The organism is Citrobacter freundii complex sp. 2025EL-00176 (assembly GCF_053309355.1).
This window is the reverse complement of sequence record NZ_JBRYHT010000001.1, coordinates 790,685-809,021: the sequence shown is the minus strand read 5'-3', so window position 1 is coordinate 809,021 and position 18,337 is coordinate 790,685. Positions and strand designations below refer to the sequence as shown.

20 protein-coding genes are annotated in these 18,337 nt (G+C 51.0%); 18 read left to right on the top strand and 2 right to left on the bottom strand.

Translation table 11 applies throughout. The annotated features are described in order from the left end of the window. Positions 1-44: 44 nt before the first annotated feature. Positions 45-1,244, bottom strand: coding sequence for a zinc-dependent alcohol dehydrogenase (locus ACVXHP_RS04005; RefSeq protein WP_447570892.1), 1,200 nt, complete (start codon positions 1,242-1,244; stop codon positions 45-47). A 486-nt stretch (positions 1,245-1,730) separates the two neighbouring features. On the opposite strand from ACVXHP_RS04005, the gene ACVXHP_RS04000 reads away from it, so the two are divergent. The 6 genes from ACVXHP_RS04000 to add all read left to right on the top strand — a co-directional run bounded on the left by ACVXHP_RS04000 (position 1,731) and on the right by add (position 6,667). Beyond that, positions 1,731-1,916 (top strand): con-10 family general stress protein, encoded by a 186-nt coding sequence (locus ACVXHP_RS04000; RefSeq protein ID WP_006684659.1) that lies wholly within the window; start codon positions 1,731-1,733, stop codon positions 1,914-1,916. Positions 1,917-2,008: 92 nt separating this feature from the next. Further along, on the top strand, positions 2,009-2,506 hold the full coding sequence (locus ACVXHP_RS03995) for a YciE/YciF ferroxidase family protein (RefSeq protein WP_316128653.1): 498 nt from the start codon (positions 2,009-2,011) through the stop codon (positions 2,504-2,506). A 24-nt stretch (positions 2,507-2,530) separates the two neighbouring features. After that, the gene (locus ACVXHP_RS03990) at positions 2,531-3,037 is read left to right on the top strand and encodes a ferritin-like domain-containing protein (RefSeq protein ID WP_165407556.1); all 507 of its coding nucleotides are present in this window, start codon (positions 2,531-2,533) and stop codon (positions 3,035-3,037) included. Positions 3,038-3,087: 50 nt separating this feature from the next. Then, a complete protein-coding gene (locus ACVXHP_RS03985; protein ID WP_304698393.1) occupies positions 3,088-4,494 on the top strand; it encodes a cytochrome ubiquinol oxidase subunit I in 1,407 nt (468 codons plus the stop codon). Beyond that, positions 4,494-5,504: a cytochrome d ubiquinol oxidase subunit II gene (gene cydB, locus ACVXHP_RS03980; RefSeq protein WP_447570891.1), complete on the top strand. Its 1,011-nt coding sequence runs from the start codon at positions 4,494-4,496 to the stop codon at positions 5,502-5,504. Before ACVXHP_RS03985 ends, cydB begins: the two co-directional genes overlap by 1 nt. A gap of 161 nt (positions 5,505-5,665) precedes the next feature. After that, entirely contained in the window at positions 5,666-6,667 is a 1,002-nt protein-coding gene (add, locus tag ACVXHP_RS03975) for an adenosine deaminase (RefSeq protein WP_447570890.1), read from the top strand. A 76-nt stretch (positions 6,668-6,743) separates the two neighbouring features. On the opposite strand, the gene ACVXHP_RS03970 is transcribed toward add, so the two are convergent. Continuing rightward, a complete protein-coding gene (locus ACVXHP_RS03970; protein WP_200006518.1) occupies positions 6,744-7,784 on the bottom strand; it encodes an oxidoreductase in 1,041 nt (346 codons plus the stop codon). Positions 7,785-8,024: 240 nt separating this feature from the next. Between ACVXHP_RS03970 and blr the strand changes: the two genes are divergently transcribed. From blr to gstA, 12 genes are all read left to right on the top strand, one after another. Next, the gene (gene blr / locus ACVXHP_RS03965) at positions 8,025-8,150 is read left to right on the top strand and encodes a division septum protein Blr (RefSeq protein ID WP_038643149.1); all 126 of its coding nucleotides are present in this window, start codon (positions 8,025-8,027) and stop codon (positions 8,148-8,150) included. A gap of 291 nt (positions 8,151-8,441) precedes the next feature. Further along, positions 8,442-8,657 (top strand): transcription modulator YdgT, encoded by a 216-nt coding sequence (gene ydgT / locus ACVXHP_RS03960; protein WP_008784684.1) that lies wholly within the window; start codon positions 8,442-8,444, stop codon positions 8,655-8,657. A 91-nt stretch (positions 8,658-8,748) separates the two neighbouring features. After that, positions 8,749-9,189, top strand: coding sequence for a DUF2569 domain-containing protein (locus tag ACVXHP_RS03955; protein ID WP_447570889.1), 441 nt, complete (start codon positions 8,749-8,751; stop codon positions 9,187-9,189). Positions 9,190-9,265: 76 nt separating this feature from the next. After that, positions 9,266-9,847: an electron transport complex subunit RsxA gene (gene rsxA / locus ACVXHP_RS03950; RefSeq protein WP_003029144.1), complete on the top strand. Its 582-nt coding sequence runs from the start codon at positions 9,266-9,268 to the stop codon at positions 9,845-9,847. Continuing rightward, a complete protein-coding gene (rsxB, locus tag ACVXHP_RS03945) occupies positions 9,847-10,425 on the top strand; it encodes an electron transport complex subunit RsxB (RefSeq protein ID WP_032943340.1) in 579 nt (192 codons plus the stop codon). Before rsxA ends, rsxB begins: the two co-directional genes overlap by 1 nt. Further along, positions 10,418-12,442, top strand: a complete 2,025-nt coding sequence (gene rsxC, locus ACVXHP_RS03940) for an electron transport complex subunit RsxC (protein WP_447570888.1) — start codon at positions 10,418-10,420, stop codon at positions 12,440-12,442. Before rsxB ends, rsxC begins: the two co-directional genes overlap by 8 nt. After that, complete coding sequence (gene rsxD, locus ACVXHP_RS03935; protein WP_200006521.1) at positions 12,443-13,495, top strand: electron transport complex subunit RsxD; 1,053 nt, start codon at positions 12,443-12,445, stop codon at positions 13,493-13,495. It abuts the gene before it with no gap. A gap of 9 nt (positions 13,496-13,504) precedes the next feature. Beyond that, the gene (gene rsxG, locus ACVXHP_RS03930; RefSeq protein ID WP_447570887.1) at positions 13,505-14,125 is read left to right on the top strand and encodes an electron transport complex subunit RsxG; all 621 of its coding nucleotides are present in this window, start codon (positions 13,505-13,507) and stop codon (positions 14,123-14,125) included. 3 nt (positions 14,126-14,128) lie between these two features. After that, a complete protein-coding gene (locus ACVXHP_RS03925; protein ID WP_200006522.1) occupies positions 14,129-14,821 on the top strand; it encodes an electron transport complex subunit E in 693 nt (230 codons plus the stop codon). After that, on the top strand, positions 14,821-15,456 hold the full coding sequence (gene nth, locus ACVXHP_RS03920) for an endonuclease III (protein ID WP_038640407.1): 636 nt from the start codon (positions 14,821-14,823) through the stop codon (positions 15,454-15,456). The genes ACVXHP_RS03925 and nth overlap by 1 nt, the downstream gene beginning before the upstream one ends. Before the next feature lie 613 nt (positions 15,457-16,069). After that, complete coding sequence (dtpA, locus tag ACVXHP_RS03915; RefSeq protein WP_200006523.1) at positions 16,070-17,575, top strand: dipeptide/tripeptide permease DtpA; 1,506 nt, start codon at positions 16,070-16,072, stop codon at positions 17,573-17,575. A 103-nt stretch (positions 17,576-17,678) separates the two neighbouring features. After that, a complete protein-coding gene (gene gstA, locus ACVXHP_RS03910) occupies positions 17,679-18,284 on the top strand; it encodes a glutathione transferase GstA (RefSeq protein ID WP_200006524.1) in 606 nt (201 codons plus the stop codon). Positions 18,285-18,337 lie beyond the last annotated feature (53 nt).

Sequence of the window (18,337 nt, the reverse complement as noted above, 5' to 3'; positions counted from 1 at the left end):
TTGCGCACCTTATCTACCTGACGCCTTTCCCCATTCAGCCAACGTCAATCATTCACCGTGGCTAACCCCGCTTTCATTCCCGGCACCAGAATAACTTTTCGACACACATCTTCCCGTTTCTCAAAAATTTCATACCCTCTTGCGGCGTCTTCCAGCGGCATATGGTGCGTCACAATCTCTTCCGGGGTAAGCAATCCCTTCTCAATCAAATTAAGCAGATCAGGTAAGTAAGCATGCACATGTGTCTGCCCCATTTTGAACGACAGTCCCTTATCAAAGGCATCGCCAAACATGAATCCGTGGATAAAACCGGCGTAAACCCCCGGGACGCTGACAATTCCCCCCCGGCGCACTGCCGCAATGCATTGCCTGAGCGCTTTTCCACTACTGCCTTCAATTTTTAATGTGCTGAGTACAGTTTCAGTGAGGCTCCCTTTTGCCTCAAAACCGACGGCGTCAATCACCGCATCCACACCACGATGACCTGCCGTGTTATCAATAATCCACTCTGCAGGATCGTCGTTTTTATCAAAGTTAATCGGAATCGCGCCATAACGTTGTCGTGCAAATTCAAGACGGTAATCGTTATGGTCAATGATAAATATCTGTTCAGCACCGTTGAGGCGAGCACAGGCCGCTGTTAATAGCCCTACCGGGCCAGCGCCAAAGATAGCAACGCTGGAGCCAGGCTTAATGTCGGCATTCTTCACTGCCTGCCATGCCGTCGGTAAAATATCAGACAGAAAAAGAACCTTTTCATCTGCCAACGTATCCGGCACTTTGAACGGACCGGTGTTCGCTTTTGGCACCCGAACATATTCAGCCTGACCACCAGGAATACCGCCATACAGATCGCTGTAGCCAAACAGTGCCGCCGGTGGCGTGATATTCTTGCCGTTCAGCGCTGCGCCTTTGCCACTATTAGTACTTTCACACGCGGCATACTGATGAAGTTGACAGAAAAAACATTCTCCACAGGCAATGACAAAGGGTACTACTACGCGATCACCTTTACTTACGGCCGTCACTTGCGATCCCGTTTCAACCACTTCGCCCATAAACTCATGACCAAATATATCGCCATGATGAATTCCTGGAATCTTACCGCGATAAAGATGCAGATCCGAACCGCATATAGCAGTCGCAGTAACACGCAGAATGATATCGTCCGGCTCTTCTATGCCGGGATCGGGCATATTATCAACGCTAACATGATGAGGGCCGTGATAAGTCAGTGCTTTCATCGTTTTTCTCCTTTAAGTCATCATCTTAAAAACAAAAAAAGTTATTGCTTTTTGCTGATTGTTTCATTATTTAGGTTAACCATGAATTCGGTCCGCATTGTTTTTGTCCAAAAGATTAGTAAGCGTAGAGCAAAATGAATACCATGGCATTTAATAATGCCATTTTATACTGAGCGAAACGCTTCGGTTTTATTGCAAACTATTTATAATTTAAGAAAATTTACAAGAATAATCCTGATCGAGCACTCATACCTTTATTCCTTCTAAATGTCAGGCGGTTACGCCAATTTAGTAATCAAACATTACCCATAATCAGCGAGGCGGTATTTCCCGCAATCCTTTGAAAATTAGCAACACGGACTAATTCGCCTATCAGCATTAAATTTGACTTAATACAAATAGCCGCTAACTTTAAGCCTTGAACAACGACGGATACGAAATTATTTTTTTGTATCTGACTGACATAACCGATATATGAGGTGATATATGGCAGAGCATCGTGGTGGTTCCGGTAACTTCGCAGAAGACCGAGAAAAAGCTTCAGAAGCGGGCCGTAAAGGCGGTCAACATAGCGGTGGTAACTTCAAAAACGATCCGCAACGCGCATCTGAAGCAGGTAAAAAAGGCGGACAAAGCAGCCACGGCGGTGGCCGTAAGTCTGACAACTCCTGATAGTTAGCGTTATTTTCATCTTTTAATTAAAAGAGTGTCCTGCGGGTCTGTATGAGGCTCGCAGTTATTTTTAACCTCTACAGGATATTAATATGCATATGAAAAGCATTGAAGACGTATTTATTCACCTACTTTCAGATACCTATAGCGCCGAAAAACAATTAACGCGCGGACTGGCAAAACTCGCCAGAGCGGCATCAAGTGAAAAACTCAGCAAAGCCTTTAATGCCCACCTGGAAGAAACCCAGGGGCAAATTGAACGAATAGACCAAATCGTTGAGCAAGAGCCGGGAATTAAGATTAAACGCATAAAATGTGTGGCGATGGAAGGCTTAATTGAAGAGGCTAATGAGGTTATTGAAAGCACGGAGAAAAATGAAGTACGCGATGCGGCATTAATCGCAGCCGCACAGAAAGTGGAACATTATGAAATTGCCAGCTACGGCACACTGGCAACGCTGGCAGAACAACTGGGATATAAGAAAGCCGTAAAACTCCTCGCAGAAACGCTTGAAGAAGAGAAACAGACCGATCTGAAATTAACCGATCTGGCGGTTGGTAACATTAATAAAGACGCTGAAAAACGATAACCCTACTGACACGAGGAAATTACGATGAATCACATAGAACATTACCATGACTGGCTACGCGATGCGCACGCGATGGAAAAGCAAGCGGAGTCAATGCTGGAATCGATGGCGAGTCGTATCGATAATTATCCTGATTTGCGTGCCAGAATTGAGCAACATATTAATGAAACAAAACGGCAAATTACCCTGCTGGAAGAGATCCTCGATCGAAACGATATCTCGCGTTCTGTATTAAAAGACTCGATGAGTAAAATGGCCGCTTTTGGCCAGTCGATTGGCGGTATGTTTCCTTCGGACGAAATTGTAAAAGGCGCAATCAGCGGCTATGTATTCGAGCAATTTGAAATAGCCTGCTACACATCGCTTTTGGCCGCTGCCAAAAAAGTCGGTGATACCGCCTCTATCCCCGCTATTGAAACGATTCTGGCAGAGGAGCGTGAGATGGCCGACTGGCTGATTAAACATATCCCGCAAACGACAGAACAATTTCTCTTACGGTCTGACGCTGACGGCGTTGTAGCCAAAAAATAATCTCATTACGCTCTGCTTCAAGCAGAGCTTCCTCGGATGGGGTCTGTACCGTGCCTGAACTTGACGCTTTTTATTTAGCCCGTTTTCAGTTCGCCTTCACTGTCTCTTTCCATATTCTTTTTCCCGCAATTACGATTGGACTGGCCAGCTATCTGGTGGTGCTGGAGGGGATGTGGCTGCGCACGCGAAACAATCTCTGGCGCTCGCTCTATAATTTCTGGCTGCAAATCTTCGCCGTCAATTTTGGGATGGGCGTCGTCTCCGGCCTGGTGATGGCTTACCAGTTTGGTACCAACTGGAGCGGATTTTCGCAATTTGCCGGCAGCATTACCGGCCCCCTGCTGCTTTATGAAGTACTGACCGCCTTTTTCCTCGAAGCGGGCTTCCTGGGTGTGATGTTATTTGGCTGGAACAAAGTATCACCAGCGCTGCATTTCTTCACCACCTGTATGGTGGCGCTAGGCACGTTGCTATCCACTTTCTGGATCCTGGCATCCAACAGTTGGATGCAAACACCTCAAGGTTTTAGCCTTGAAAATGGGCATGTCATTCCCGAGGATTGGCTGGCTATCGTATTTAACCCTTCATTTCCGTATCGCTTATTGCACATGTCGATAGCTGCTTTTCTGAGTAGCGCAATGTTCGTTGGCGCATCTGCCGCCTGGCATTTACTCCGGGGTAACGATACCCCTGCCATTCGTAAAATGTTTTCGATGGCGCTGTGGATGGCTCTGATTGTCGCCCCCATTCAGGCGGTAGTTGGAGATATGCATGGCCTCAATACCCTTGAGCATCAGCCGGCAAAAATAGCAGCCATCGAAGGGCACTGGGAAAATCCCCCCGGAGAGGCAACACCGTTGACGCTGTTTGGCATGCCTGACATGGAGGAAGAGCGCACCAAATACGCTCTGGCGATCCCTGCACTGGGCAGTCTGATTCTTACCCATAGCCTGGACAAGCAGGTTCCTGCGCTGAAGGATTTTCCCAAAGACGATCGCCCCAACTCCGCGATTGTATTTTGGTCGTTTCGCATCATGGTTGGCATGGGCGTGTTGATGATCGCCCTGGGTATCTGCAGTGTCTGGTTACGTTGGCGCAAGCGGCTGTACCATTCCCGCCCATTCCAGTGGTTTGCACTCTGGATGGGGCCAGCCGGACTATTGGCCTTACTGGCCGGCTGGGTGACCACTGAGGTTGGCCGCCAGCCCTGGGTCGTATACGGCTTTTTGCGCACGCGGGATGCCGTTTCGTTGCACAGTACAACGCAAATGGTCATCAGTTTGCTGGTATTTATCGTCGTTTATTGCACCGTCTTTGGCGTGGGTTATCACTACATTTTCAGGCTGATTAAAAAAGGACCTCAGCCGGTCAGTGAACTGACCTCACAAACCGATGGCACCCCTGCGCGTCCGCTTTCCGCCGCAGAACCGGTAACGGATGAAGAGGAGAAAATCTGATGGACATCGATATCACCGTAATCTGGTTTGTTATCATTGTCTTTGCCACGCTGATGTACATCGTAATGGACGGTTTCGATTTGGGCATTGGCATGTTGTTTAGCATTGTACATACCCCCGGCGAACGAGATGTGATGGTGAACAGCGTCGCCCCCGTCTGGGACGGGAACGAAACCTGGCTGGTGCTCGGTGGGGCCGGTCTCTTTGGCGCATTCCCTCTGGCTTATGCCGTGATCGCTGACGCACTGGCAATTCCACTCGCGATGATGCTAATTGGGCTGATTTTTCGCGGCGTGGCATTTGAGTTTCGCTTTAAAGCTACGCCTTCGCATCGGCTATTTTGGGACTACGCATTTGCTGGCGGATCGTTGCTGGCGACCGTGAGTCAGGGGATCGTTGTTGGCGCGGTCATTAACGGTTTCGATATAGCAGAACGACGCTTTGCCGGGTCGGCATTGGATTGGTTGACTCCATTTAATGTGTTTTGCGGACTCGGACTGGTTGCCGCCTATCTGTTACTCGGCACCACCTGGCTGATAATGAAAAGCGATGGCGCGCTGCAGGAACGGATGCGTAAATTAACGCGCCATGTTCTGCTCGCTCTGCTGGCGGTTATTGCCGTTGTCAGCATCTGGACACCTCTTAGCTGGCAATACATCGCAGAACGCTGGTTCACGCTACCTAATTTCTACTGGTTTGTGCCGGTCCCCATTCTGGTGACGATATTCAGCCTGTGGATTTGGCGGCTGAGCAGTGACAACACCAGCCATGCACGACCTTTTATCCTGACGCTGGGATTAATCTTTCTGGGATTTAGCGGCTTAGGTATCAGCCTGTGGCCCTATATTATTCCGCCGCATATTACCTTATGGGATGCAGCGGCTCCCCCTGCAAGCCAGATGTTTATGCTGGTTGGCACGCTGATTATTATCCCGGTCATTCTGATGTATACGGCATGGAGCTACTATGTCTTTCGCGGCAAAGTATCTGACGGAGAAGGTTACCATTGACCAGAATAGCGCGCCGATCGCCTGACTCATTGAAAACATGAAATATATGTCCACAATGTTCCCTTTTTACAAAGTGTTGGCGCACTTAATTCAAAGTTATTAGAGAATTATGATTCTGTTGTATAATACCGTGCACTTTACCTAAAAATACGAGTGCGACCATGATTGATACTTCTCTCCCGTTAACCGACGTCCATCGCCACCTTGATGGTAACATCCGTGCCCAAACGATCCTCGATCTGGGTCGCCAGTTCAATTTAACCCTCCCGGCACAGACGCTGGAAACGTTGATTCCTCATGTGCAAGTAACGTCAACCGAGCCTGATTTGGTCAGCTTTTTATCCAAACTGGACTGGGGCGTAAAGGTTCTGGCCTCGCTGGACGCCTGCCGCCGCGTCGCGTTTGAAAATATTGAGGATGCCGCACGTAACGGCCTGCACTATGTTGAATTACGTTTTTCCCCTGGCTACATGGCAATGGCCCACCGACTCCCTGTTGCAGGCGTGGTTGAAGCCGTTATTGCAGGCGTTCGCGAAGGCTGCAAGGCCTTTGGCGTTGAAGCGCGTTTAATTGGCATTATGAGTCGTACCTTCGGCGAAGCCGCCTGCCTGCAGGAACTTGATGCGCTGTTAGCACACCGCGACCATATTACTGCGCTGGATCTGGCCGGTGACGAACTGGGCTTCCCGGGTAGTTTGTTCCTGTCACACTTCAACCAGGCACGCGATGCAGGCTGGCATATCACCGTCCATGCCGGCGAAGCCGCGGGACCAGAAAGCATCTGGCAGGCCATCAAAGAATTGGGCGCTGAACGCATTGGTCATGGTGTTAAAGCGGTCGAAGATCGTGCGTTGATGGATTACCTCGCCGAGCACCGTATCGGCATTGAATCCTGCCTGACATCGAACATCCAGACCAGCACCGTCGCTGCGCTGGCGACCCATCCGCTGAAAACATTCCTTGAACACGGCGTTGTGGCCAGTCTGAATACGGACGATCCGGCTGTTCAGGGTGTAGATATCATTCACGAGTACACCATTGCCGCCCCTGGCGCAGGTTTAACTCGCGAACAGATTCGCCAGGCGCAAATCAATGGTCTGGAAATGGCATTCCTGAGTAACGAAGAGAAACGTACGCTGCGCGAGAAAGTCGCCGCAGCGTAACGCTTATCCGGCCTACGTGGCGTTGCATTGTAGGCCGGATAAGATGCCAGGGCATCGCCATCTGGCATTTGCCTTATCAGGCAAGGCACAGCGTAGAGCGATGTTTCGCGGACTCAATACCAAGCTCAATCAGCTCCATGATCTGGATAGCTTGTCTCGCCGGGACCGGGTTTTCACCGTTACCGTTCAGCGCATCACGGATGCCTGCATAGTACGCCGGGTAATTGCCCGGCACGGTCAGCCAGGTCTCTTCAACCCGTTCATCACCTTCAACTCGGGTCAATACACCATCGCGCATGTCGTAACCCCAGTCTTCCTGAGGCAGACGCTCGCCATTTTTCAGACGTTCTTCCTGTGGATCAAGACCATACTTGACGTAGCTACCGCGCGAGCCGTGCACGATATAGCGGGCCGATTCTGCGGCCGCCAGCATGGTTCCATGCAGAATCACACGACGCTGCGGATACGTCAGAATGGCATGGAAGTAATCTGTCGATTGCGCACCCGGACGCAGTTGCGCCAGATCCACCGTCAAACTGACCGGCAAACCAAACAGATTAATCGCTTGATCCAAAAGATGTGGCGCTAAATCATACCAAATACCGCTGCCCGGACCGCCCTGTTCACGCCAACGGTCACGAACCTGCGGGCGGAAACGATCGAAGTGGGATTCAAAATAGGCGACTTCGCCCAGAACACCATCTGCCAATAGCGCTTTCAAGGTCAGAAAATCACTGTCCCAGCGCCGGTTATGAAAAACAGAGAGTACCCGCCCCAGACTACGCGCGAGTGCATCCAGCTCACGAGCTTGTGACAGTGTCACGGTGAAAGGTTTATCAACAACCACATGTTTACCCGCTTCCAGTGCAGCCTTCGCTAACGGGAAGTGCGTGTCATTTGGCGTAGGGATGACAATCAGGTCAATATCAGGATCGTTAAAAAGGTGCTTAGGCTCAGCAACAACCGTCACTGTAGGCCAGTCGGCCTTCACTTTTGCTTCATCACTACTGGACACCGCAGCCAGTTCCAGGCCCGGTGTGCCCACAATCAGGGGGGCATGGAAGGTTTTACTGGCGTAACCATAGCCGATTAGCCCAACGCGGATGTTGTCACTCATGTTATAGCCTCTCAATTCAGACCAACCTATTTCACACCATACCTTGCAACGTCTCAATAGTTTAATAACCTTTGCGCTACAGAGGTTGTTTATTAACTTAAGTCAAACATATGCGTCTTAGGGGGAATTTGCCGCGAAAAAGAGGCAGAAATCGTTCCCAATCTTCTTGCTGTATTATGGAGAGATTAGTAACATTTGCCGCCTGTGTTTATGGATAAATCAAAGCAAATGTCATCAGTAATGAATCGCCTTATTGAGTTAGCCGGTTGGATTGTTCTTGCGGTCTCCGTGATCCTGCTGGGTATTGCCAATCATATTGACAATTACCAGCCGCCGGAGCCAATTGCTGCAGTGCAGAAAAAATAAGCGTCATCAGCCTTTCTCGACCCGCAATTCACATTCACGCATTGCTGGGTCCGGCTGTAAAAGATCCAATTGTGTCAAAAAAAGCGAATTATGCCGCATCCCCCTCCCGCGCGTATTGCCTGCGATCGCGAAGCGCGCTAACCTTGCCACAGGCGTACATAGCGCCTGCTTTTTCACAGGTATGCATACTCTTCTTATATTTTTGCGCAAATCCGCTTTTACCTGTGCGCGTTGTTTATTTCTTAATATTTACTACTCCGTTGGTATTATTTTATATATGGATCGCTCTTTATGACTGTTCAGGATTACTTATTAAAATTCCGTAAAATTAGTTCACTCGAAAGTCTGGAAAAACTGTTCGATCATCTTAACTACACGCTCACCGACGATAACGACATTATCAATATGTATCGCGCAGCAGACCACCGTCGTGCGGAGCTCATCTCCGGAGGTCGTCTGTTTGACGTCGGTCAGGTGCCTAAATCAGTCTGGCATTACGTGCAATAAAGAAGAAAGTAGCGCTCAACGTTAAAAGCTTTATAATAATTGCCCCAAAATGAATGGCATGTTTGATCGCGCGCGTAAACCTGGAGAAGAGATGACTACCACACCGGCACAACGTATCGGAGGCTGGCTACTTGGGCCATTAGCCTGGCTGTTAGTTGCGTTGCTGAGTGCTTCGCTGGCGTTGTTACTTTACGTCACTGCGCTGGCCACACCGCAAACCTTCCAAACGCTCGGTGAGCAAAGCGCGACAAACTTGTTGTTATGGGGGGGCTCTTTTATTACGGCTATCGCCATGTGGTATTACACGTTATGGCTGACGATTGCGTTTTTCAAACGCAGAGCCTGTGTGCCGAAGCACTATATTTTATGGCTGCTGATCTCCGTGTTGCTGGCGATTAAAGCGTTTGCTTTTTCACCCGTCCCGGACGCCTTTGCCGTGCGCCAACTGCTGTTCCCTTTGTTAGCAGCAGCACTGCTGGTGCCCTATTTCAAGCGCTCACAGCGCGTTAAGTCGACGTTTGTGAACCCGTAATAACCCTACAGTTAACCTGTTGTCGCCTGTTGTAGATTGTCAGATAATAGGCGGCTTTTTTATTTCAGGCCGAAAAATGACTGATTACCTGCTGCTGTTTGTCGGAACTGTACTGGTCAACAACTTTGTACTGGTTAAGTTTCTGGGCCTCTGCCCGTTTATGGGCGTTTCCAAAAAACTGGAAACCGCAATGGGTATGGGCCTTGCCACGACGTTTGTCATGACGCTGGCCTCCATTTGCGCATGGTTGATTGATACCTGGATCCTCATCCCGCTCAATCTCATCTATCTGCGCACGCTGGCTTTTATTCTGGTCATCGCCGTCGTCGTGCAATTTACCGAGATGGTGGTCCGTAAAACCAGCCCTGCGCTTTACCGCCTGCTGGGGATCTTCTTACCGCTGATCACCACAAACTGTGCGGTATTGGGGGTGGCGTTGCTGAATATTAACCTCGGCCATAACTTCTTACAGTCGGCGCTGTACGGTTTTTCCGCCGCCGTCGGCTTCTCACTGGTAATGGTACTGTTTGCCGCCATTCGCGAACGTCTCGCTGTGGCAGACGTCCCTGCCCCGTTTCGCGGTAATGCGATTGCGCTGATTACCGCCGGTTTAATGTCATTGGCCTTTATGGGCTTTAGTGGTTTGGTGAAGTTGTAATGAATGCTATCTGGATTGCCGTTGCCGCAGTGAGTCTGCTGGGTCTGGCGTTCGGCGCTATTTTGGGTTACGCCTCGCGACGCTTTGCCGTTGAGGATGATCCGGTCGTGGAGAAAATTGATGAAATTCTCCCGCAAAGCCAGTGTGGGCAGTGCGGCTATCCGGGCTGTCATCCCTATGCTGAAGCGATCGGCTCGCAGGGTGAAAAAATCAATCGTTGTGCGCCCGGTGGTGAAGCGGTGATGTTAAAAATCGCCGCCCTGCTGAACGTTGACCCGCAGCCGATTGATGGCGATGAACAAGATGTTACGCCCGTGCGTATGCTGGCGGTCATTGATGAAAATAACTGTATTGGTTGCACAAAGTGCATTCAGGCCTGTCCGGTTGATGCCATTGTGGGTGCGACCCGCGCCATGCACACAGTGATGAGCGATCTCTGCACCGGCTGCAACCTGTGCGTTGACCCATGTCCAACGCAATGTATCGAATTACGCCCAGTAGCCGAGACACCCGATAGCTGGAAATGGGATTTAAACACTATCCCTGTGCGCATCATTCCTGTGGAACAACATGTTTAAGTTATTCTCTGCATTCAGAAAGAACAAAATCTGGGACTTTGATGGCGGCATTCATCCACCAGAAATGAAGACCCAATCAAACGGTACGCCGCTGCGACAGGTTCCGCTGGCACCACGCTTCGTTATTCCGCTGAAACAACATATTGGCGCGGAGGGTGAACTGTGTGTCAACGTGGGCGACACCGTCCTGCGTGGCCAGGCGTTAACCCTGGGACGCGGCAAAATGCTGCCGGTACATGCGCCAACATCAGGTACCGTTGTGGCTATCGCGCCGCACTCCACCGCACACCCCTCGGCCTTAGCTGAGTTAAGCGTCATCATTGATGCCGATGGCGAAGACCGTTGGATTGAGCGAGACGGCTGGACTGATTACCGCGCCCGTAGCCGGGAAGAGCTTATCGCGCGTATTCATCAGTACGGCGTCGCAGGTCTGGGTGGCGCAGGTTTCCCAACAGGCGTCAAACTGCAGGGCGGCGGTGATAAAATTGAAACGCTGATCATTAACGCCGCTGAATGCGAGCCGTACATTACGGCAGATGACCGCTTGATGCAGGATTGCGCAGCGCAGGTCGTCGAAGGTATCCGCATCCTCGCGCACATTCTTCAGCCGCGTGAGATCCTGCTGGGAATAGAAGATAACAAACCGCAGGCAATTTCCATGCTGCGTGCAGTGCTGGCCGATTCGCACGATATCAGCTTACGCGTGATCCCAACCAAGTACCCGTCAGGCGGCGCCAAACAGTTAACGCAAATTCTGACAGGTAAGCAGGTACCACATGGCGGACGCTCCTCAGATATTGGCGTGCTGATGCAAAACGTCGGCACCGCCTACGCAATTAAACGTGCGGTCATTGACGGAGAACCGATTACCGAGCGTGTTGTGACGCTTACTGGTGAAGCCGTCAGCCGTCCGGGCAACGTCTGGGCGCGATTAGGCACCCCAGTTCGTCATCTGCTCAACGACGCGGGTTTCTGCCCTTCCGCCGACCAGATGGTCATTATGGGCGGGCCGCTGATGGGGTTCACGTTGCCGTGGCTGGATGTACCGGTGGTGAAGATAACCAACTGTCTTCTGGCACCTTCAGCCAGTGAAATGGGTGAAACGCCGGAAGAGAAAGGCTGCATTCGCTGTAGCGCCTGTGCCGACGCTTGCCCGGCCGATCTCCTGCCGCAACAGCTGTATTGGTTCAGTAAAGGGCAGCAGCACGACAAAGCCACAACGCACAATATCGCTGACTGCATCGAGTGCGGCGCTTGCGCATGGGTATGCCCGAGCAACATTCCGCTGGTGCAGTATTTCCGCCAGGAAAAGGCCGAGATTTACGCTATTAGCCAGGAAGAAAAACGCGCCGCGGAAGCCAAAGCGCGGTTTGAAGCTCGACAGGCGCGACTTGAACGTGAAAAAGCCGCACGTCTTGAACGCCACAAAAGCGCTGCCGTACAGCCTGCGGCTAAAGATCATGATGCCATTGCGGCCGCGCTGGCTCGCGTAAAAGAGAAACAGGCTCAGGCAATGCAGCCGGTTGTTATCCAGGCTGGCGAAAAACCTGACAATAGCGCAGTGATTGCCGCTCGCGAGGCGCGTAAAGCACAGGCTCGTGCGGCCCGGACGGAAAATTCAAACAAAATTGAAGACAGCAGCGCGGGTAGCGATCCGCGTAAAGCGGCAGTTGAAGCAGCTATCGCCCGCGCCAAGGCCCGTAAGCTTGAGCAGCAGACGGTTACGGAGAACGCAGAACCGGTAGATCCACGTAAAGCCGCCGTCGAAGCAGCAATCGCCCGCGCCAAGGCCCGTAAGCTTGAGCAGCAGACGGTTACGGAGAACGCAGAACCGGTTGATCCGCGTAAAGCCGCCGTCGAAGCAGCAATCGCCCGTGCCAAGGCCCGTAAGCTTGAGCAGCAGACGGTTACTGAGGCCGCAGAACCGGTTGATCCGCGTAAAGCCGCCGTCGCGGCTGCTATCGCACGCGCCCAGGCTAAAAAAGCCGCACAGCAGCAGGTTGTAAACGAGGAATAAATGGTATTCAGAATAGCAAGCTCCCCCTATACCCATAACCAGCGTCAAACATCACGCATCATGATGTTGGTGTTACTTGCTGCATTGCCGGGGATCGTCGCGCAGCTGTGGTTCTTTGGCTGGGGGACGTTGTTGCAGATCGTTCTGGCCGCCATTAGCGCTATCGCTGCCGAAGCTGCCGTACTTAAACTGCGTAAACAACCCATAGCGCCGATTTTAAAAGATAACTCCGCGCTCCTTACGGGGTTGCTGCTGGCCGTGAGTATTCCTCCCCTCGCCCCCTGGTGGATGGTGGTATTAGGCACAGTTTTTGCCGTTATCATTGCTAAACAGCTGTATGGCGGCCTCGGACAAAACCCGTTCAATCCCGCCATGATTGGTTACGTCGTTCTGCTTATCTCATTCCCGGTACAGATGACTAGCTGGCTGCCTCCGCAGGAAATTGCGGCTACGGTCCCCGGATTCTTTGACGCTCTGAACGTTATCTTTAACGGACATACCGCCAGCGGCGGTGATATGAATTCTTTACGGATGGGGATCGACGGTATCAGCCAGGCTACGCCTCTTGATACCTTCAAGACCTCTCTGCATGCGGGACGTACGGTTGAACAGGTAATGCAGTATCCCATTTACAGCGGTGTGCTTGCGGGTGCCGGCTGGCAGTGGGTTAACCTTGCCTGGCTGGCTGGCGGCATCGTGCTGTTATGGCAAAAAGCGATTCGCTGGCATATCCCGGTTAGCTTCCTGCTGTCGCTCGCTGTTTGCGCCACTTTAGGCTGGATTTTCTCGCCAGAGTCGCTGGCATCGCCTCAGTTACACCTACTCTCTGGTGCGACGATGCTCGGCGCTTTCTTTATTCTTACCGATCCCGTTACGGCATCAACCACCAACCGCGGTCGCCTGATTTTTGGCGCGCTTGCAGGTTTGTTAGTGTGGTTAATCCGCAGTTTTGGTGGCTATCCTGATGGCGTGGCCTTTGCCGTGTTGCTGGCAAATATTACGGTTCCCCTGATTGATTATTACACCCGCCCTCGCGTGTACGGACATCGCTAAGGACAACATATGCTGAAAACGATTCGTAAACACGGTATTACTCTGGCGCTGTTTGCCGCCGGATCTACGGGGTTAACCGCGGCAATCAATCAACTAACCAAATCCACTATCGATGAGCAAGCGGCGCTGCAACAAAAAGTATTATTTGATCAGGTTCTGCCTGGCGATCGCTACAATAACGCGTTGTCTGAGAGTTGCTATCTGGTAAATGCGCAGGCGTTAGGTAAAGGGACTCACCGGGTGTATATCGCGCGCCAGGACGATCGGCCTGTCGCGGCAATTCTCGAAGCCACAGCCCCAGATGGTTATTCCGGGGCGATTCAACTGCTGGTTGGTGTGGATTTCACAGGTACCGTATTGGGTACACGAGTGACTGAACATCATGAAACGCCGGGGCTGGGCGATAAAATTGAGCTGCGTCTGTCCGACTGGATCACCCACTTTAGCGGCAAAACGATCGGCACGGGTAACGATGCCCACTGGGCGGTGAAGAAAGACGGCGGCGACTTCGACCAGTTTACTGGCGCAACCATTACGCCGCGTGCGGTAGTTAATGCGGTCAAACGCGCCGGTTTGTATGCGCAGACGCTGCCCGCGCAACTTCCTCAACTTAGCGCCTGTGGAGAATAAACCATGAGCGAAATTAAAGATGTCATTGTCCAGGGGTTATGGAAAAATAACTCCGCGCTGGTGCAGTTACTGGGTATGTGCCCGCTGCTGGCGGTAACCTCTACCGCCACCAATGCGTTAGGTCTGGGACTGGCGACTACGCTCGTCCTGACGCTGACAAACCTGACCATTTCAGCTCTGCGTCGCTGGACGCCGCCTGAAATTCGTATTCCGATTTATGTCATGATCATCGCTTCCGTCGTGAGTGCGGTACAGATGCTGATTAATGCTTACGCTTTTGGCCTGTATCAGTCTCTTGGCATCTTTATCCCGCTGATTGTGACTAACTGTATTGTTGTTGGTCGGGCTGAAGCCTTCGCGGCCAAAAAAGGCCCGGCATTATCCGCCCTTGATGGTTTCTCCATCGGTATGGGCGCAACCGGCGCCATGTTTGTTCTGGGTTCGCTACGTGAAATAATTGGTAACGGTACGCTATTTGATGGCGCAGACGGTTTACTCGGCAGTTGGGCTAAAGTACTACGCGTAGAGATCTTCCATACCGATACGCCGTTTCTGCTGGCTATGCTGCCACCGGGCGCGTTCATTGGCCTGGGCCTGATGCTGGCGGTGAAATATCTGATTGATGAGAAAATGAAGAAACGTCGTGCCGCAGCGGCTGTCGCGGACAGTCCGGCTGGTGAAACAGGGAATGTGTAATGAACAAAGCAAAACGGCTGGAAATACTGACACGCCTGCGTGATAACAATCCGCATCCGACAACTGAACTGAATTTTACATCGCCGTTCGAACTGCTGATTTCGGTCTTGCTCTCCGCGCAGGCCACCGACGTCAGCGTCAATAAAGCCACGGCTAAGCTGTACCCTGTCGCCAATACCCCTGCCGCTATGCTGGAGCTCGGCGTAGACGGGGTTAAGTCCTACATCAAAACAATCGGGTTATTCAACAGCAAAGCGGAGAACGTGATTAAAACCTGCCGCATTCTGCTGGAAAAACATAATGGTGAAGTGCCAGAAGACCGGGCCGCATTAGAAGCTCTGCCCGGGGTTGGGCGTAAAACAGCCAATGTGGTGCTCAATACCGCCTTTGGCTGGCCAACCATTGCGGTAGATACCCATATTTTTCGCGTCTGTAATCGCACGCAATTTGCGCCTGGCAAAAACGTCGAGCAGGTAGAAGAAAAACTGCTGAAAGTCGTACCGAGTGAATTTAAAGTCGATTGCCATCACTGGTTAATCCTTCATGGCCGTTACACCTGTATTGCCAGAAAACCGCGCTGCGGTTCCTGTATCATCGAAGATCTCTGCGAATTCAAAGAGAAAGTGGATATCTGATACTGATGGGGCGTTCCCTTTGCCCCTTTCATACATAACGATTAGTTATGCACTCCCTAAACAATTTTTTCCCGTCAATGATGCCATTCAACTACGCATATCTAACGCATTATTCTTGTTTATAAACACCTGAGCAGGTTAATCGTTTTTTTAGTAATAGAAATTTCTATCTATACGTGATCCAGATCACCCAGATAACATATTGTTAAATTATTTTTATTTTTTAGTTAAAGTGACAATCAGATGACCTTACTGAACAGTTTCTAAACAAAACATTACACTGGCTATTTTTCAGATAATGGCCTATATCACTGGATTCAACCGCAAATAGCAGAACATATCGCCGCATTGCGGTTTTTGGGCTGCTTAAACAGTGTAAAAATCTGCGATTTTTCAAATGAAGAAATTTAACGCTAGATAACATTTCTCAGCACCGATGATTTCACCACTCAGGATATATGTAACAGATTATTACAAACCACTTGTCTCAATGGTCAAGATAGTGAACATTACTTGCCGTTTCCCCTCCCACTATAACAATCGGACGGATGAACTTGATTCATCACGTACCTGAACACCCCCGTTGATATGGGATGTAAAAAAAGAGGTAAAAGTGTCTACTGCAAACAATAAACCAACAGAAAGCGTTAGTTTAAACGCCTTCAAACAACCAAAAGCGTTCTATCTCATTTTCTCGATAGAGCTGTGGGAACGTTTTGGTTATTACGGCCTGCAAGGGATTATGGCCGTCTACCTGGTTAAACAACTGGGTATGTCAGAAGCGGATTCCATCACTCTTTTCTCGTCCTTTAGCGCCCTGGTGTATGGTCTGGTTGCCATTGGCGGCTGGTTAGGTGATAAAGTTCTGGGAACAAAACGTGTCATTATGCTGGGCGCCGTTGTCCTGGCCATCGGTTATGCGCTGGTTGCATGGTCCGGTCACGATGCAGGCATTGTTTATATGGGCATGGCGGCTATTGCAGTCGGTAACGGCCTGTTTAAAGCAAACCCATCTTCCCTGCTCTCTACCTGCTATGCAAAAGATGACCCGCGTCTTGATGGTGCATTTACCATGTACTACATGTCCGTCAACATCGGTTCATTCTTCTCTATGCTGGCAACGCCATGGTTAGCTGCGCGTTACGGCTGGAGCACCGCGTTCGCGCTGAGCGTCGTAGGTATGCTGATCACCGTGGTTAACTTCGCATTCTGTCAGCGCTGGGTTAAACAGTACGGTTCTAAACCTGACTTTGAGCCGATCAACTTCCGTAACCTGCTGCTGACCATCGTTGGCGTTGTGGTTCTGATCGCGATTGCGACCTGGCTGCTGCACAACCAGCAAATCGCCCGTATGGTTCTGGGTGTGATTGCCATTGGTATCGTATTTATCTTCGGTAAAGAAGCCTTCACCATGCACGGTGCTGCGCGTCGTAAAATGATCGTCGCCTTCATTCTGATGCTGGAAGCGATTATCTTCTTCGTGCTGTACAGCCAGATGCCGACCTCGCTGAACTTCTTTGCGATTCGTAACGTTGAACACTCTATTCTGGGCATTGCTTTTGAACCTGAGCAGTACCAGGCGCTGAACCCGTTCTGGATCATCATTGGTAGCCCAATCCTCGCCGCTATCTATAACAAGATGGGTGATACGCTGCCGATGCCGACCAAATTCGCGATTGGTATGGTACTGTGTTCCGGTGCGTTCCTGATCCTGCCGCTGGGTGCGAAATTCGCCACCGACGCGGGCATCGTTTCCGTTAACTGGCTGATCATCTGCTACGGCCTGCAAAGTATCGGTGAGTTGATGATTTCCGGTCTGGGTCTGGCAATGGTGGCGCAGTTGGTTCCGCAACGTCTGATGGGCTTCATCATGGGTAGCTGGTTCCTGACCACTGCCGGTGCAAACATCATCGGTGGTTACGTCGCCAACATGATGGCAGTTCCAGAAAACGTGACCGATCCGCTGATGTCTCTGGAAGTCTACGGTCGTGTGTTCCTGCAGATTGGTGTTGCAACGGCGGTTATCGCTGTTCTGATGCTGCTGACGGCGCCGAAACTGAATCGTATGACTCAGGATGATGACGTCAATGAGAAAGCCTCTAAGGCCGCGACAGCGTAATTCTCAGGGAAACTCATTTTCAGGCCGCTAACTGTTGTTAGCGGCTTTTTTTTTGCCTGAGGTAGCACTACCATACGATAAACCTCAGCCAAAGGAGTTACCGATGAAACTGTTCTACAAACCGGGCGCTTGTTCTCTCGCTTCTCACATCACCCTGCGTGAGAGCGGTAAAGATTTCACGCTGGATGGTGTCGACTTAATGAAGAAACGTCTGGAAAACGGCGATGATTTTTTCGCGGTAAACCCAAAAGGACAAGTTCCCGCGCTGCTGCTGGACGACGGTACATTACTGACCGAAGGCGTCGCCATCATGCAATACCTGGCGGACACTGTGCCAGACCGCCAGCTCCTCGCTCCTACCAGCAGCCTCTCCCGTTACAAAACCATCGAATGGCTTAACTACATTGCGACAGAACTGCATAAAGGTTTTACGCCGCTGTTCCGTCCCGATACGCCGGAAGAGTACAAGCCCACCGTTCGCGCCCTGCTGGAGAAAAAAATGCAGTACGTGAATGAATCGCTGAAAGACGAGCAATGGATCTGCGGCCCGCGCTTTAGCATTGCAGATGCTTATCTGTTCACCGTGCTGCGTTGGGCCTATGCGGTTAAGCTAAATATGGCCGGATTAAGCAATATTGATGCATATATGGCGCGTATGGCTGAACGCCCGGCGGTTGCCGCAGCGTTGAAGGCGGAAGGGTTAAATTAATTGGTGTTGCCGGGTAGCGCTTGCGCTTACCCGGCCTGTAGGCCCGATAAGCG